This is a genomic window from Nocardia sp. NPDC058244 (assembly GCF_042882065.1).
In the GTDB taxonomy this organism is placed as follows: domain Bacteria; phylum Actinomycetota; class Actinomycetes; order Mycobacteriales; family Mycobacteriaceae; genus Nocardia.
In genome coordinates this window covers 550,278-564,697 of sequence record NZ_JBHVWX010000005.1, presented here as the reverse complement: position 1 = coordinate 564,697, position 14,420 = coordinate 550,278, and the positions used below count along the sequence as shown (strand labels likewise).

General features: G+C 70.4%; 15 protein-coding genes. 10 read left to right on the top strand and 5 right to left on the bottom strand.

All coding sequences use genetic code 11. The features are described 5' to 3' along the window. Together ACFVW6_RS19100 and ACFVW6_RS19095 are read left to right on the top strand one after the other, a co-directional pair. Positions 1-669 carry an FHA domain-containing protein gene (locus tag ACFVW6_RS19100; protein WP_355280337.1) on the top strand — a complete coding sequence of 223 codons (669 nt, stop codon included), beginning with the start codon at positions 1-3 and terminating at the stop codon, positions 667-669. 34 nt (positions 670-703) lie between these two features. After that, complete coding sequence (locus ACFVW6_RS19095; RefSeq protein ID WP_355280338.1) at positions 704-1,558, top strand: SDR family oxidoreductase; 855 nt, start codon at positions 704-706, stop codon at positions 1,556-1,558. A 43-nt stretch (positions 1,559-1,601) separates the two neighbouring features. Here the strand turns inward: ACFVW6_RS19095 and ACFVW6_RS19090 are convergent, their stop codons facing one another. Then, positions 1,602-2,087 carry a carboxymuconolactone decarboxylase family protein gene (locus ACFVW6_RS19090; RefSeq protein ID WP_378829289.1) on the bottom strand — a complete coding sequence of 162 codons (486 nt, stop codon included), beginning with the start codon at positions 2,085-2,087 and terminating at the stop codon, positions 1,602-1,604. A gap of 132 nt (positions 2,088-2,219) precedes the next feature. Between ACFVW6_RS19090 and ACFVW6_RS19085 the strand changes: the two genes are divergently transcribed. Beyond that, entirely contained in the window at positions 2,220-3,128 is a 909-nt protein-coding gene (locus ACFVW6_RS19085; protein WP_378829287.1) for an RNA polymerase sigma-70 factor, read from the top strand. 6 nt (positions 3,129-3,134) lie between these two features. Here ACFVW6_RS19085 and ACFVW6_RS19080 read toward each other — a convergent pair whose 3' ends face one another. Beyond that, complete coding sequence (locus tag ACFVW6_RS19080; protein ID WP_378829285.1) at positions 3,135-4,082, bottom strand: threonine/serine dehydratase; 948 nt, start codon at positions 4,080-4,082, stop codon at positions 3,135-3,137. A gap of 291 nt (positions 4,083-4,373) precedes the next feature. Here ACFVW6_RS19080 and ACFVW6_RS19075 point away from each other — a divergent pair, with 291 nt between their 5' ends. The 5 genes from ACFVW6_RS19075 to thpD all read left to right on the top strand — a co-directional run bounded on the left by ACFVW6_RS19075 (position 4,374) and on the right by thpD (position 8,283). After that, a complete protein-coding gene (locus ACFVW6_RS19075) occupies positions 4,374-5,084 on the top strand; it encodes a response regulator transcription factor (protein WP_355280342.1) in 711 nt (236 codons plus the stop codon). A gap of 71 nt (positions 5,085-5,155) precedes the next feature. After that, positions 5,156-5,707, top strand: coding sequence for a diaminobutyrate acetyltransferase (gene ectA, locus ACFVW6_RS19070; RefSeq protein ID WP_378829282.1), 552 nt, complete (start codon positions 5,156-5,158; stop codon positions 5,705-5,707). Further along, positions 5,704-6,975: a diaminobutyrate--2-oxoglutarate transaminase gene (gene ectB / locus ACFVW6_RS19065; RefSeq protein ID WP_378829280.1), complete on the top strand. Its 1,272-nt coding sequence runs from the start codon at positions 5,704-5,706 to the stop codon at positions 6,973-6,975. Before ectA ends, ectB begins: the two co-directional genes overlap by 4 nt. After that, positions 6,972-7,373 carry an ectoine synthase gene (locus ACFVW6_RS19060; RefSeq protein WP_378829278.1) on the top strand — a complete coding sequence of 134 codons (402 nt, stop codon included), beginning with the start codon at positions 6,972-6,974 and terminating at the stop codon, positions 7,371-7,373. The genes ectB and ACFVW6_RS19060 overlap by 4 nt, the downstream gene beginning before the upstream one ends. Then, positions 7,360-8,283 carry an ectoine hydroxylase gene (gene thpD / locus ACFVW6_RS19055; protein WP_355280350.1) on the top strand — a complete coding sequence of 308 codons (924 nt, stop codon included), beginning with the start codon at positions 7,360-7,362 and terminating at the stop codon, positions 8,281-8,283. Before ACFVW6_RS19060 ends, thpD begins: the two co-directional genes overlap by 14 nt. On the opposite strand, the gene ACFVW6_RS19050 is transcribed toward thpD, so the two are convergent. Both ACFVW6_RS19050 and ACFVW6_RS19045 read right to left on the bottom strand, forming a co-directional pair. Continuing rightward, positions 8,280-10,595: a hypothetical protein gene (locus tag ACFVW6_RS19050; RefSeq protein WP_378829274.1), complete on the bottom strand. Its 2,316-nt coding sequence runs from the start codon at positions 10,593-10,595 to the stop codon at positions 8,280-8,282. The genes thpD and ACFVW6_RS19050 overlap by 4 nt on opposite strands. A 303-nt stretch (positions 10,596-10,898) precedes the next feature. After that, entirely contained in the window at positions 10,899-11,918 is a 1,020-nt protein-coding gene (locus ACFVW6_RS19045) for a hypothetical protein (protein ID WP_378829272.1), read from the bottom strand. Positions 11,919-11,975: 57 nt separating this feature from the next. On the opposite strand from ACFVW6_RS19045, the gene ACFVW6_RS19040 reads away from it, so the two are divergent. After that, positions 11,976-12,407 (top strand): MarR family winged helix-turn-helix transcriptional regulator, encoded by a 432-nt coding sequence (locus ACFVW6_RS19040; RefSeq protein ID WP_378829270.1) that lies wholly within the window; start codon positions 11,976-11,978, stop codon positions 12,405-12,407. Between the two features lie 131 nt (positions 12,408-12,538). Continuing rightward, entirely contained in the window at positions 12,539-13,813 is a 1,275-nt protein-coding gene (locus ACFVW6_RS19035) for a glycosyltransferase 87 family protein (protein ID WP_378829268.1), read from the top strand. 28 nt (positions 13,814-13,841) lie between these two features. Here the strand turns inward: ACFVW6_RS19035 and ACFVW6_RS19030 are convergent, their stop codons facing one another. Further along, positions 13,842-14,396, bottom strand: a complete 555-nt coding sequence (locus tag ACFVW6_RS19030; protein ID WP_378829266.1) for a hypothetical protein — start codon at positions 14,394-14,396, stop codon at positions 13,842-13,844. Positions 14,397-14,420: the final 24 nt, after the last annotated feature.

The window sequence follows — 14,420 nt, the reverse complement described above, 5'->3', positions numbered from 1 at the left end:
ATGCCGATCTGCGCGGACGGGCACCAGTCGCGCTCGCTGGACTACTGCGATGTGTGCGGTTCGGCGCTGGCGGGTGCCGGCGCGCCGGATCCGGCCGACCTGCGCCTGTGCCCGTCCTGCGCGACGCCGACCAGCGGCCGGTTCTGCGAGGTCTGCGGCTACGACTCGGCCCTGCCGCCGGCGCCGCGTCCGGAGCCCGATCCGCGCCGCGCCGAGCCGACCCTCGTCCGCGCGGACGGGCCGCGCGGGGACCGGGTCGCGCCGGCCTGGGAGGCCCGTGTGTTCGCCGACCGCGAGTTCTACACCAGGGTCCAGGCCGACAAGGGGCCCGACGCCGAGCGCGTCGCCTTCCCCGACTTCTATCCGGAACGGCGGATCCCGCTGCACGGGAGCCAGTTCCTGATCGGCAAACGCTCGGACTCGCAGGGCATCGTGCCCGAGATCGACCTCGGCATCGCCCCGGCCGACATCGGGGTGTCCCGCGCGCACGCGCTGATCCGGGTGGACCCGGCAGGCGGTCTCACCGTGACCGACCTCGGCTCCACCAACGGGACCAGCCTGGACGGCGCCGCGCAGCCGATCCGGCCCCAGGTCGCCGTCGAACTGCGCGCGGGCAGCCGGATCCACGTCGGCGGGTGGACCACCATAGAGATCGCCACGCGACCATAGACGAATCCGTTCACCGAACCGTAGGGTCGGGGCCATGACGAAGTTCGACGGGAAGACCTGCCTGATCACCGGTGCCGCCAGCGGGCTCGGCCGCGCCACCGCGTTCGCGGCCGCCGCCAAAGGCGCTGCCCTCGTGCTCACCGACATCAGCGCCGACGCGCTCGCCGACACCGCGGCCGAGCTGCGTGCCACCGGCGCCACCGTGCACCTCGCGCACGCCGCCGACGTCAGCGATCATGCCGCCGTCGTCGGCCTGGCCGCGCACACCTTCGAGGCGGTCAGCCGGGTCGACATCGTCATGAACGTCGCGGGCATCGCCACCTGGGGCACCGTCGACAAGCTCACCCACCAGCAGTGGCGGCGCACCGTCGACATCAACCTGATGGGGCCGATCCACATCATCGAGGAGTTCGTGCCGCCGATGATCGCGGCGGGCCGCGGCGGCCACATCGTCAACGTCTCCTCGGCGGCCGGGCTGTTCGGTCTGCCCTGGCACGCGCCCTACAGCGCCACCAAGTTCGGCCTGCGCGGGGTGTCGGAGGTGCTGCGGTTCGACCTGCGCAGGCACAAGATCGGCGTCAGCCTGGTGCTGCCGGGCGCGATGGCCACCCCGATGGTGGACAGCGTCGACATCGCCGGTGTCGATCGCGACAACGCGGCACTGCAGAAGGCGATGCGCTTGTTCCTGCGCCACGCGGTGACTCCCGAGCAGGCCGCGACCGCCGTGGTGAAGGGCGTGGAGCGCAATCGCTACTGGGTCTACACCTCGCGCGACATCCAGCTCGCGCACTGGGGCCAGCGCTACGTGCCCTACGGCTACACCCTGGCCATGCGCGGTCTCAACTCGGCCATGTCCGGGTACGCCGCCAAGAACGCGCTGGTCCGCTGACCGGACGGGCCCCGGATCGCCGGATCCAGGGCCCGATCCGGGGTCAGGACGCGACGATGTCGTACGCGCCGGGCACGTACGATCCGCCCTGCTGGCGCACGATCACGCCGAGCCGGTTGGCCGCGTTGATCTGGGCGACCAGCGCGACCAGCGCCGCGATCTGATCGTCGTCGTAGTGCGCACGCACTCGCGCCCAGGTCTCGTCGGTGACCCCGCGCGCGGCGTCGGCGATCCGGGTGCCCTCCTCGGCCAGCGCCAGCGCGGCCCGCTCGGCCTCGGTGAACACCGCCGCCTCGTGCCAGGCCGCGACCAGGTTGATCCTGGTCGCGGGTTCCCCGGCGTGTGCCAGGTCTTTGCTGTGCACATCGGTGCACCATCCGCACCCGTTGATCTGGCTGACGCGCAGCATCACCAGATCCTGAGTGGTCTTGGGCAGTGTCGATTGCAGGATGGCCAGGCTGGCGTTGCCGAAACGCTTGGCGAATTTCGCGCCGATCTCGTTGTCCACCAGGGTGAAACGGGGTTCCATGAGTTCGTCCTCACATCGTGGGTCTTGCGAACGACCATGGAGATGCCGCGGGCCCGTGCGGTGTGACAACCCCGGCGCTGTGACGTGGACCATATCCAGCTGCTGTCACAGAATTCCCGGCGGCGGCATCTGATGGGCGTGTATGCCACCTCGCCGAGCGCGCCGGGCCCCGCCACCGAGGCCTTCGTCGCCCACCGCAATCTGCTCTTCACCGTCGCCTACGAGATGCTCGGCTCGGCCGCCGACGCCGAGGACGTCCTGCAGGAGACCTGGCTGCGCTGGGTCGGTGTCGATCTCGGCATGGTGCTCGACCACCGCGCCTACCTGGTACGGATCACCACCCGCGAGGCCCTGATGCGGTTGCGGACCCTCGGCCGCCGCAAGGAGTCCTACGTCGGTCCGTGGTTGCCCGAGCCGCTGCTCACCACGCCCGATGTCGCCGCCGATGTCGAACTGGCGGAAAGCGTCTCGATGGCGATGCTGCTCGTCCTGGAGACCCTGGCCCCGACCGAGCGCGCGGTGTTCGTGCTGCGCGAGGTCTTCGACCTGCCCTACGACGAGATCGCCGAGGCCGTCGACAAGACGCCCGCCGCGGTCCGCCAGATCGCACGCCGGGCCCGCGCTCACGTCGCCGCGCGCCGCCCGCGCGGGATCGTCTCGCCCGCGCAGTCACGCGACGCGATCGACGCGTTCCAGCGGGCGGTGGAAACCGGCGACCTGCAGTCCCTGCTCGACATCCTCGCCCCCGATGTCGTGTTCCTCGGTGACGGCGGCGGCGTCGTGCAGGCCGCGCTCGCGCCCGTCGTCGGCGCCGACCGCGTCGCGGCGCTGCTGTCCGGCAGCATGCCCCGGATCGGTGCCACGATGACCGTCACCCCGGTGCCGGTCAACGGCCACCCCGCGCTGATCCTGCGCCTCGACGGCACGATCGACACGGTCATCGCCGTCCGGGTCGACGACGGGCTGGTGACCGGCCTCTACGCGATGCGCAACCCCGACAAACTCGCCCGGATCGGACAGCCGACCGCCCTGCGCCGCTGACCTCGCTCAGCGCACCAGATCGCTGGGATCGGTATTGGCCCCGCACAGGATCACGCAGACCCGCTCGCCGGGCTCGGGCCGGTACGCCGCGCCCGCACCGCCGTCGAGCAGCGCGGCGAGCGCCGTCGCGGCACCCCATTCGACCGCGATCCGGTGCTCGTCCCAGAGCTGCCTGCGGGCCCGCCGGATCAGGTCGTCGTCGACCAGGACCGAGCGCACGCTCTCGTGCTGCGCCGCGGCCAGCGCCATGGCCGAGACGTTCGGCGCGCCCAGGGAATCGGCGGCCACCGAATCGACGGTGACGTCCACCGGCCTGCCCGCCGCGAGCGCCGCGTGCAGCGACCGGCTGCCCACCGGCTCGACCGCGACCGTGCGGACCCCGACATGCTGTGCGGCGACGGCGGTTCCGGTGAACAGCCCGCCGCCGCCGACGGCGACGAGCACGGTGTCCAGATCGGGGACGCGCGCATGGATCTCGCGCATCAGCGTGCCCGCGCCCGCCGCGATGAGCGGATGGTCGTAGGCGTGCGAGGACAGCGCGCCGCTGGTCGCGGCGAATTCCTGGCACGCGGCGAGGGCCTGCTTGTACTCCGGACCGATCAGGCGCACCTCGGCGCCGTAGTCACGCAATCGACGGATCTTCACCGGGGGAGCGGTGTCGGGCAGGAACACCGTCGCCGGCACCCCGGCCTCGCGCGCCGCCCACGCGCACGCGAGTCCCGCGTTGCCGCCCGAGGCGATCGTCACACCGGCCGCGGGCAGCGTCCCCGCCGCCGCGTGCGCGCGCACGAAGTTCTGCGCGCCACGCGCCTTGAAAGTGCCCGTGAACTGCAGGAACTCCAGCGCGAAGGTCAGCGGTGCCGGGCCGGGAGCGGCCGGTGCGACGGTGATCGGGCGGACCAGCCCGTCGATCCTGGCGGCGGCGGCCTCGATGTCGTCATAGGTCGGTGTCACGCCTCGACTATGCCACCGGACCAGCGCTCCCGATGGCCGTCCGGATCGCCCGCTGACCGGGCGAATTGTTACGGCGGGTTTACGCGACCTCGGGTCTGGGTACATAACGGATCGGTAACGAGCTCGAAGACGGGATGTCGTGTCGGTCTGGGGACGCGAACTCCCCGCAGTGATCCGGCGCACGCCCGGCGTGTCAGCAAAGGATGTGCACATGTGCGAGCGAAGCGAACGGTGGCCGAACTCGGCCACCGGCGCGGTCATGGTCGGATCTCGCGAGAGCGAGGTACGGGCATGAGCGCGAACCTGATGATCGTGGACGACGACGTCCAGATGCGCGGCGATCTGCGCCGCGCGATGGAAGACGAGGGATACGCCGTCGCCGAGGCGGGTGTCCCCGAGGACGCGCTCGACCAGCTCCGCAGCGACGGACCGCCCGACCTGATGATCGTCGACCTCATGCGTGGGGAGACCGACGGCTTCGACTGCATCAGGGAGATCCGCCGCGACCACGACGTGCCGATCATCGTGATCAGCACCCGCTACGACACCCACGATGTCGTGGCGGCCCTCGAGGCGGGCGCCGACGATTTCGTCAGCAAGCCGTTCGAGATCAAGGAGATCACCGCGCGGATGCGCGCGCTGCGCCGGCGCGCGCGGATCACCGCCGATCGTGACGTCACGCCCGAAGCGGTGCTCGACGCCGACCCGGTCGCACCGCTGGTGCTGGCCACCGACGCGGGCGCGGTCCGCCGCGGCGACACCGAGATCCACCTCACGGTCACCGAGTTCCGCTTGCTCTGTGAGCTCGCCGAGACTCCCGGCCGGGTGCTCAGTCGCGCCGTCCTGCTCGAAAGGGTGTGGGACCAGGGCTTTTTCGGTGACGAGCGGATCGTCGACGTCCACGTGCGCCGGTTGCGCACCAAGATCGAACGCGATCCGTCCGACCCGCGCATCGTGGTCACGGTGCGTGGTCTGGGCTATCGGCTCGACCCGCAAGCGTAGTAAAAGACTCGTCATACAACTGCAAAGAGCTCGACACAGAGACCGCAAAGTCGGTTCGACACTGTAGATGTATGCCTTCGTCCACCGTGTCCATCGAATCCGCTTCCGCCCCTGCGGTTCTCGGTTCCGAACCGATACTGCGCCCACCCCGGCTGGGTGACGGAGCCCAGCTGTGGCGGATCGCCCGCGACTCGCAGGTACTCGACGTCAACTCCAGCTACGCCTACCTGCTGTGGTGTCGCGATTTCGCCGCCACCTCGCTGGTCGCCGACAGCGACGGCCGCGCGGTGGGATTCGTCATCGGATACGTCCGCCCCGAAGCGCCGGACACCGTGTTCGTCTGGCAGATCGCCGTCGTCGCCGAATTCCGTGGCCGCGGCCTGGCCGGCCGCATCCTGCACACGCTGCTGGATGCGGTGGCCCCCGCGGGCATCACCACGCTGGAAACCACGATCTCACCCGGCAACACCGCCTCCCAGGCGCTGTTCGCCGCGGTGGCCCGCGAGCGCGGTGCGGGTTTGCGCACCGTCTCGCTGTTCGAAACGCACGATTTCCCCGATTCACACGAGGCCGAGCTGCTGTATGTCATCGCACCCGCTCAGCGCCAGGAGGAACGACGATGATCACGACCACCGACACCAGCATCTTCGAGGCCATGGAATCGAATGTGCGGGGCTACTGCCGTGACTGGCCGACGGTCTTCACCACCGCCGAGGGTGCCTGGCTGCGCGACGAGCAGGGTCGGGAATACCTCGACTTCTTCGCCGGCGCCGGTGCGCTGAACTACGGCCACAACAACCCCGTGCTCAAACGCGCGCTGCTCGACTACATCGCGGGCAACGGCATCACCCACGGCCTCGACATGTCGACCGTCGCCAAACGCGAACTGCTGGAGACCATCCGGGACACCGTGCTGTCCCCGCGTGGCCTCGACTACAAGGTGCAGTTCCCCGGCCCGACCGGCGCCAACGCCGTCGAGGCCGCGCTGAAGCTGGCCCGCAAGGTGACCGGCCGCAAGACGGTGCTCAGCTTCACCAACGCCTTCCACGGCATGACCCTGGGCGCGCTGTCGGTCACCGGCAACGCCGCCAAGCGGGCCGGTGCCGGCGTGCCGCTCGAGCACGCCACCCCGATGCCCTACGACGGGTATTTCGACAACACCATCGAGGACTTCGGCTGGATGCAGCGCGTCCTCGACGACAGCTCGTCCGGTTTCGACCGCCCCGCCGCGGTGATCGTGGAGACCGTGCAGGGCGAGGGTGGGGTCAACCTGGCCCGCGCGGAATGGCTGCGGCACCTGGCCGGCCTGTGCGCCGCGCGCGACATCCTGCTCATCGTCGACGACGTCCAGATGGGGTGCGGCCGGACCGGTCCGTTCTTCTCCTTCGAGATCGCCGGCATCACCCCCGACATCGTCACGCTGTCCAAGTCGATCGGTGGCTACGGCCTGCCGATGGCGCTGGTGCTGCTCAAGCCCGAGCACGACCAGTGGGCGCCGGGTGAGCACAACGGCACCTTCCGCGGCAACAACCCCGCCTTCGTCACCGCGACGGCCGCGCTGCGCGAGTACTGGAGCGACGACACGCTGGCCCAGCGCACCGCCGCCAACGGCGAGTACGTCGGGCGCACCCTGTCCGCGGTCGCCGACCGCTACGACGGGGTCTCGACGCGGGGCCGCGGCATGGTCCACGGCATCGTCTTCGACGATCCGTCGCAGGCGGGCAAGGTCTGCCGGACCGCCTTCGAGGACGGGCTGCTGGTGGAGACCTCAGGATCGATGGACGAGGTGGTGAAACTGTTGCCGCCGTTGACACTCGGCAGCGACGAACTCGCCCGTGGCCTGTCGGTCCTGTCGGCCTCGATCGACGCCGTGTGCGGAGGTGCCGCATGATCGTGCGCACCACCGCCGAGATCACCGGCACCGAACGCGACGTGGCGGGTCCCGGCTGGCGCAGCAAGCGCATCGTCCTGGCCGGGGACCGCGTCGGCTTCTCCTTCCACGAGACCACCATCGACGCGGGCACGGTCCACGAGTTCCACTACCAGAACCACGTGGAGGCGGTCTGGCTGGTCGAGGGCGAGGGCAGTCTGCTCGACCTCGACAACGAGACCGTCCACCAGCTCGGCCCCGGCTCGATGTACCTGCTCGACGGCAACGAACGTCATCAGGTGCACGCGCGCACCCGGCTGCGGATGCTGTGTGTGTTCAATCCGCCCGTCACCGGCCGCGAAATACACGATGAGAACGGGGTGTATCCGCTCATCGTCGAGGAGGATGCCCGTGTCTGATCGGCTCGACCGCTACCCGACCCGGCTGATCGAGCCGGCCCCGCACATCGAACGCACCGATCCGACGGTGTGGGGCCGGGTCACCTCGCCCGAGCTGGCCGGCTTCGATGCCAACGGGTACGCGGTCATCCCCGACCTGCTCAGCCCCGACGAGGTCGCCGCGTTCGGCGCGGAGATCGGCCACCTCGCCGCCGATCCCGTGCTCTACGGCGACGACCGGGTGGTGGTGGAACCGGTGGCCGGACAGGTGCGTTCGGTGTTCCAGGTGCACCGGCTCAGCAAGCCGATCGCGGAGCTGCTGGCCGAATCGCGGATCGTCGGGCTGGCCGAGCAGATCCTCGGATCGGCGGTGTACCTGCATCAGACCCGGGTCAACTACATGCCCGGGTTCGGTGGCAGCGGGTTCGCCTGGCACTCCGATTTCGAGACCTGGCACGCCGAGGACGGCATGCCCGCCCCGCGGGCGGTGAGCCTGTCGATCGCGCTGACCGACAACTACCCGTTCAACGGCAGCCTGATGCTGATGCCCGGCTCGCACCGCACCTTCGTGCCGTGCCTGGGCGAGACGCCCGAGGGGCACTACCGGGAATCGTTGCGGGAGCAGCGGTTCGGGGTGCCGACCAACGACGACATCACCTTCCTCGCCGCCCGCTACGGCATCACGCAGTTCACCGGGCGGGCCGGGTCGGCCCTGCTGTTCGACTCGAACCTGATGCACGGTTCGTCGAACAACATCACGCCGTACCCGCGCTCGAACATCTTCCTGGTGTTCAACAGCGTCGACAACGCGCTGGCGGAACCGTTCGCGGCGCCGCGGCGCAGACCCGCGCACATCGCGTCTCGTGAGGTCGCTCCGGTGCGCGAAGTCGGCCCGCGCGCGGTGTCGGCGCTGGCGGATCAGACGCGCTAGCGCGGCAGTTCGGTGAGGGAGGCCGCGGCCCGCGGATCATCGTGGGCCGCGGCCTTCCACCAGTGCTCGGCACCGGCGCGATCACCATCGCGCAGCAGCAGCACCCCCAGGTCGTAGGCCGCCGCACTGTGCCCCGCCTCGGCGGCCTGCGTCAACAGCGTGCGCGCCGAATCGTGCTCACCCCGTTCGTTCATCGCGGTCCCCAGATCGTAGAGCGCCCGCCCGATACTCTGTCCCCCCGAAGCCTGCGGTGCGCGCAGGGTCGGCGGTGCGATCGTAGGGGCCGTCTCGACGCGCGGGTCCGGCGTGATCGCCGGGGGCGGGGGAGCCGGATGCCCCGCCCTGAGGTCGCGCGGTGCGGGGTGCTCGGGCGCCAGGTCTGCCGGTGGGCTGGTTGCCTGTCGCCCGGCGATGGTGGGTGGCATGAATGCCGGTGCGGCGGCTGCCTGTTGCTCCGCGATCGTGGATGGCATGAATGCCGGTGCGGCGGTTGCCTGTTGTGCCGCGATGGTCTGCGGCAGGTCTGCCGGTGGGCTGGTTGCTTGCCGCCCCGCGATGGTGGGTGGAATGAGTACTGGTCCGGCGGTTGCCTGTTGCTCCGCGATCGTGGGTGGCATGAGCGCCGGTGCAGTGGCTGCCTGTTGTGCCGCGATGGTGGGGGGCATGAGTGCCGGTGCGGCGGTTGCTTGCTGTGCTGCGGTGGTCGGCGGCAGGTCTGGCGGTGGGCTGGCTACCTGTCGCCCGGCGACCGTGGGTGGCATGAGTGCCGGTGCGGTGGCTGCCTGGTGCCCCGCGATGGTCGACGTCGGCGGGACTGCCGGTGCCAGGGAAAGTCCGTCCTCGACGGCAGGTGTCGGATCCACAGGATGCGGAGTCGGCTGTCGCGTAGGCAGGGTCGGTGGCCCGGAGGCCGCCGCCGGATAGCCGGTTGTCGGCCGCGCGGCAGCCGTCGGAAATTCGGCAGCTGGTGTCGGGTCCCCGATCCGAAAACTGTCCGCCTCCGAGTAGCTGTCCACCGGCACCGCGGCCGCAGGGGGCTGCTCGGCCGCTGGTCGCGCGCCCGCTGCATCGGAACTGGCCGTCGACAGGCCACCACGTACCGGCATCGCGGCCATCGAGGGATGCTCGGTGTCCGGCCTCTCGGCCGTTGCGCGAGCATCGGCCGCCGCGAGGGCACTGGGTATCGGCATCATGGCTTCCGAAGGGAATTCGGTTGCCGGTCCTGCGGCCGTTTCTCGGGGATCGGCCGCCCAGACTGCACCTGCCGTCGGCATCGCCGCGCTTGACGGAGGTTCGGCCGCCGATCTCGCGAATGATCCGAAGTCGGCGGTCTGCGACGCGGCCGCCGAGGACAGCTCGCCTGACGATCCAGTGGCCGGAGCCGGAGAATGAGCCGTCGACAGGGCGCCGACGATCGGCATCGCGGCCGCCGTAGAAGACTCGATCGCTGCTCCAGCAGCTGCTCGGGGATCGGCCGCCCACAGTGCACCGGCCGTCGGCATCGCCGCCCCTGACGGGGGTTCGGCTACCGATCTCGCAGGGCCAGCTGTCCGGGAGTCGGTAGCCGGAATAGCGGTAGCTGCCAGGGGATCGGTTGCCGAAATGGCGCGAGCCGCCAGGGGATCGGTTGCCGGATGGGCGTTGGCAGGCAGGGGACCGGTTGCCGAAATGGGTGCCGCCGGGTGGTCGGCCGTCCGCATCACGGCCGGTGCCGGAAGGTGCGGGGTGGGCGCGACATCCGGCGGAGCGTCGGCCGCCGAGAACACGTACCCGGCCGGGGGACCGGCCGCCAGCATCGCGGCCGTGATCGCCGGCGTGGGCGGCAAGGTGACCGGCGCGAACGGAGTGTGCGCGCTGGCCGCCCGGATCGACGGCGCCGCGGTCGACGAGGGTGGTGCCACGAACGGTGCGGGGTCGGGCGCCGGGAAGGTGGTCAGCTCGACGACGAGTTCGTTGAAATCCGGTGTGCCGGGCCCGGTACTGCACCACAGCGTCGACGAGCCGCCCGGGTACAGGTCGATGACCATGCCGTAGTTGCCGGTCCAGGACTGCTGGGTCCCCGAGCCGACCGCCCAGACCGGCGTGAGGGTGAACAGCGGCTCCGGCCCCTCCGCGGTGACCGTGATGTCGACCCCGTCGGCGAGCGCGTCGTACCAGATGTCGACGCCCTGCAACGTTTTCCCGTTCAGGTGCACATACCCGCCCTGCACGGTCAGCCCGAGGCCGAGCCCGGACACCTCGGGCGGCGGCAGCACCGACACCGCGCGCAACCGCACCGCCGTCGTCCCGGCCGGCAACGCCTCGGCGTACATCGGATACACCTCGGCGCCGCACCAGTCGATCGGGTCGGCGCTGGTGTAGCGCTGTTCGAGCGGGATCGGGTCGCCGAAAGGTTGCGCGCCGGGATGATTCATCGGTGCAGCCCACCCTTTCCGCGTTCGACCCCCACGCGGCGCCTGACGCTGGCCGCGGTTGCGCGCTACACCGTACTCGCCCCTACGCGATACCGCGACCCTTTCCGCGCAACGCCCTGGCGAACCCGCTGACCTGCGCCCGGATCCCGGATCCGAAGCCTCGGCAACGATTTTCGGCGAGCGAGGTTCCCGCCGCGTCCGTCAGACGGCGACCGACTCGCCGATCTCCTCCTCGACCGCGGCGGACGCGACCGGCTTCGGCGTGTTGCGGGCCTCGTGCCGACCCGCGACGACGACGAGCAGCACGCCGACCGCGAGCCACGCGAACAGACCGAGCAGCCGTGTCCCGAACCCGGTCGCGGTGTCGAAGTACAGCAGGGTTCGCAATCCCTCGACGAAGTCGGCGCCGTTCCAGAACGAATGCAGCGCACCGAAGAAGCCGTTCTGCAGCTGCGGCCCGTAGACGCCGCCGGAGGTGGTGAAGTTCAGCATCACGAACAGCGTGATGAGCGCGAGCGTCGTCCACCGCTTCAGGAAGGTGTGCAGTCCGATGCCGATCAGGATGATCCCCGCGCTGTAGAGCCAGGCGACCCCGAACACTGCCGCGTAGTTGTGGTCGACGACCCCGAACACCGGACCCGCCACCACGATTCCGATCAGGCTCACGACGAACGCGGTCACCACACCGATCGCCACGCGCACCCGCATCCGCAGCATCGCGCCCGCGGCCCCGATCACCGCGACGCTGCCGTACGCGCCCACGCTCAACGCGACCAGCAGGAAGAACAGCCCCTGCCCGGTCGGGTCCCCGTCCGCCTTCGCGGTCACGTCGGTGACGACCAGCGGCACGCCCTGATGGTCGGAGACCCGCCGGAAGGCCACCTCGGCGGCCATCGCGGTGGTGTCGGAGCCCGCCGTCGCGACGAGCAGCTCCGGCCGTCGCTCGTCGGGCACGTAGGCGCCGGTGAGCTCACGGTCGCCGAGCGCCGCGAGCGCCGCGTCCCGGGTCGGCACGGTGATGATGTCGACCCCGTCACCCGCCTTGTCCTTCATGGTCTGCGCCAGCACCATCGCCTGCGGTGAGTCGCCGACCACGGCCAGCTCGAGATGGTTCGGCGTCGGCTGATGGAACGCGCCGAGATAGGCGAACGCCATCCCGAGGCACATCAGCAACGGCGTCAGCAGATGTCCGGCAACATGCCGTAGCTGGGTGGTGGTCATCGCCGGAGATCTCCAAACGGTTGGTAAATACAACTTTGATTGTTGTAGCATACAACTATGAATGCGCCCGACACAAGAACCGCCGCCGTCGACGCCATCCAGCGCGAGCTCACCGCCTTCGCCCGCCGCGCCCGCGGCCGCGCGGCCGAACTGCACCCCGAGCTCACCCTGGTCGCCTACAGCATCCTCGACCTGATCCTGGAGCGCGGCGGCTGTCAGGCCACCGATCTGGCCGAACAGTTCCTGCTCAACAAGTCGACCGTCAGCAGACAGGTCGGCGCGCTCGAGCGGCTCGGCTATCTCACCCGCGAGGTCGACCCGGGCAACCGGCGCAACCATCTCCTACATGCCACCGAGGCGGGCCGGGCCGTGGCGCGCGCGGCCGAGCAACGCCGTCGCGAGGCCTTCGCCGACCGTTTCACGGACTGGACCGACGCCGACGTCGCGACGCTGGCGAGCCTCCTCACCCGCTACAACCGGGGCGACTGAACGCGTCGAACCGTCGGCTCCGGAATCCGCTCCGACCAGCCCCATCGGGCATCCCGCTGGCTATTGCGCGGGTCACCGCCGCCGACGGGCGATGGCGCGGCGCGGCACGTGAGTCGGTATAGTCGCCGCGGATGAGTAGTGACACCACCCACCCCGTGCGGCAGCCCTCCCCACGCCCGATCAATCGAGCATGGTGGCTGGTGCCGGTGCTGCTCACCGTCGTCTCGATCGTGTGCGTGCGCGTCCCGCTCTGGCCGTTCGAGCAGTACTCCGGCGGCTTCATCGACCTGCAGGTGTATCGCCTCGGCATCGAGGCCATGCGCGACGGCGCCGACATGTACGGCCAGCTGCCCAAGACCTCCATCGGGATCGGCCTGCCGTTCATCTATCCGCCGTTCGCCGCCATCGCGCTCGCGCCGTTCGCGCTGCTGCCCTGGGGAGTGGCCAAGATCCTCTACGTCGTGGCCTCGATCGCCGCGCTCGCCTGGACGCTGTTCCTCGTCGCCCGGCGCTACCACCGCGACAACCGCCAGGCCGCGCTGCTGGTGACCGCGTGCGCGCTGCCCGCCGCGATGCTGCTGGAACCGGTGCGCTCGACCATCGACTTCGGCCAGGTCAACCTGCTGCTGATGGTGCTCGTCGCCACCGACTGCCTGCTGCCCAAGACCCGCTACCCGCGCGGCATGCTGATCGGCCTGGCCGCGGCCATCAAGCTGACACCGGCCGCGTTCGTGCTGTTCTTCCTGGTCCGCAAGGACTACAAGGCCGCCGCCACCGCCGCGGCCACCGGCGCCGTCGCCACCATCGCCTCGTTCGCCCTGCTGCCCGGCGAATCCACCCGCTACTGGTTCGGCGGCCTCGGCAACGTCTCCGGCCTGAGCGGCTCGGCCTTCCACACCAACCAGTCCATCCAGGCCGTGCTGGCCCGCCTGCACATCACCGGGCTGCCCTTCGACGCCCTCTGGCTGGTCCTGGGCGCCCTGCTGCTGGTGCTCGTCGTCGCCGCCATGCGCAAGGCCGCTGACGCCCCCGCGATCGCGCTGGCCCTCAACGCGGTCTTCACCCTGCTGCTCTCGCCGATCTCGTGGTCGCACCACTGGGTGTGGATCGCGCCCGCCCTGCTCGCCATCGTCTGCCACGCGCGCACCCTGCCCATCGCCAGCGCGCGCGGCTGGTACGCGACGGCGGTCGTGGTGGCGGCGGTCTTCGTCATCGCGCCGCACAGCTTCCTGCCCGACGGCGAACACCGGGAGACCTCGTGGGCGTGGTGGCAACACGTCGTCGGCGACACCTATGTGTGGCTGGCGGTAGGCCTCGTCGTGCTGTTCCTGGTCACCGGCCGCCACACCGCCACCACGTCGACGGCCGAGCCCGCCGTCGACGCGGAGCCCGCCCGCGCCGGCTGAGCCGGTGACGTAGGGGGCCCTGAACGGCTCACACAGCGTCGAACGCGGCCGCCTTGGCCTGGATGTAGGCGACGTACCGCACGGTGAACACCATCGGCACCGCGAACGTCAGCGCGTGCGCGAGCGTCCGCGGCCAGGTGTCCGCGTGCGCCAGTACCGCCAGCAGCACCGCGCCGACCGCGAAGCTCGCCGTCCACACCGCGGTGAGCACATACGCCGTCCGCACGAACAGTGGCTCCGCCCAGACCTCCTGTGGTGTGGTCTGTTTCGCGATCCCGAGGGTGAACGGCATCCCGACGGCCAGCGAGACGCCGGCGATCAGCGCCAGCGCGGTGTGCGAGAGCGCAGGGGAGTAGGCGTGCAGCCCGGTGTCGGGATCGCTGAACGCCAGCGCGGTCAGCCCCGCGAAGAACGCCAGCGTCCCGATCTCGATGATCAGCGCGTCGAACCCGGCCCCACTCCGCCTGCGCACCACCAGCTCGGCGAGCGCGAGCACGGCGGCGGCAAGCGCCGCCCACTGCCAGTACGAGCCGGGAACCAACGCATAGACGATCCACGGAGCAAAAGTGCGCAGGTAGGACATGGTGACTCCCTGAGTACGCGAGTA

What these genes read in the sequence shown, in the direction of transcription:
- ACFVW6_RS19030 (WP_378829266.1), bottom strand. Translation starts at nt 14,396, where the DNA reads ATGTCCTACCTGCGCACTTTTGCTCCGTGGATCGTCTATGCGTTGGTT.
- ACFVW6_RS19050 (WP_378829274.1), bottom strand. Translation starts at nt 10,595, where the DNA reads ATGTACGCCGAGGCGTTGCCGGCCGGGACGACGGCGGTGCGGTTGCGC.
- ACFVW6_RS19085 (WP_378829287.1), top strand. Translation starts at nt 2,220, where the DNA reads ATGGGCGTGTATGCCACCTCGCCGAGCGCGCCGGGCCCCGCCACCGAG.
- ectB (WP_378829280.1), top strand. Translation starts at nt 5,704, where the DNA reads ATGATCACGACCACCGACACCAGCATCTTCGAGGCCATGGAATCGAAT.
- ACFVW6_RS19045 (WP_378829272.1), bottom strand. Translation starts at nt 11,918, where the DNA reads ATGACCACCACCCAGCTACGGCATGTTGCCGGACATCTGCTGACGCCG.
- ACFVW6_RS19040 (WP_378829270.1), top strand. Translation starts at nt 11,976, where the DNA reads ATGAATGCGCCCGACACAAGAACCGCCGCCGTCGACGCCATCCAGCGC.
- ectA (WP_378829282.1), top strand. Translation starts at nt 5,156, where the DNA reads ATGCCTTCGTCCACCGTGTCCATCGAATCCGCTTCCGCCCCTGCGGTT.
- thpD (WP_355280350.1), top strand. Translation starts at nt 7,360, where the DNA reads ATGCCCGTGTCTGATCGGCTCGACCGCTACCCGACCCGGCTGATCGAG.
- ACFVW6_RS19035 (WP_378829268.1), top strand. Translation starts at nt 12,539, where the DNA reads ATGAGTAGTGACACCACCCACCCCGTGCGGCAGCCCTCCCCACGCCCG.
- ACFVW6_RS19090 (WP_378829289.1), bottom strand. Translation starts at nt 2,087, where the DNA reads ATGGAACCCCGTTTCACCCTGGTGGACAACGAGATCGGCGCGAAATTC.
- ACFVW6_RS19075 (WP_355280342.1), top strand. Translation starts at nt 4,374, where the DNA reads ATGAGCGCGAACCTGATGATCGTGGACGACGACGTCCAGATGCGCGGC.
- ACFVW6_RS19100 (WP_355280337.1), top strand. Translation starts at nt 1, where the DNA reads ATGCCGATCTGCGCGGACGGGCACCAGTCGCGCTCGCTGGACTACTGC.
- ACFVW6_RS19095 (WP_355280338.1), top strand. Translation starts at nt 704, where the DNA reads ATGACGAAGTTCGACGGGAAGACCTGCCTGATCACCGGTGCCGCCAGC.
- ACFVW6_RS19060 (WP_378829278.1), top strand. Translation starts at nt 6,972, where the DNA reads ATGATCGTGCGCACCACCGCCGAGATCACCGGCACCGAACGCGACGTG.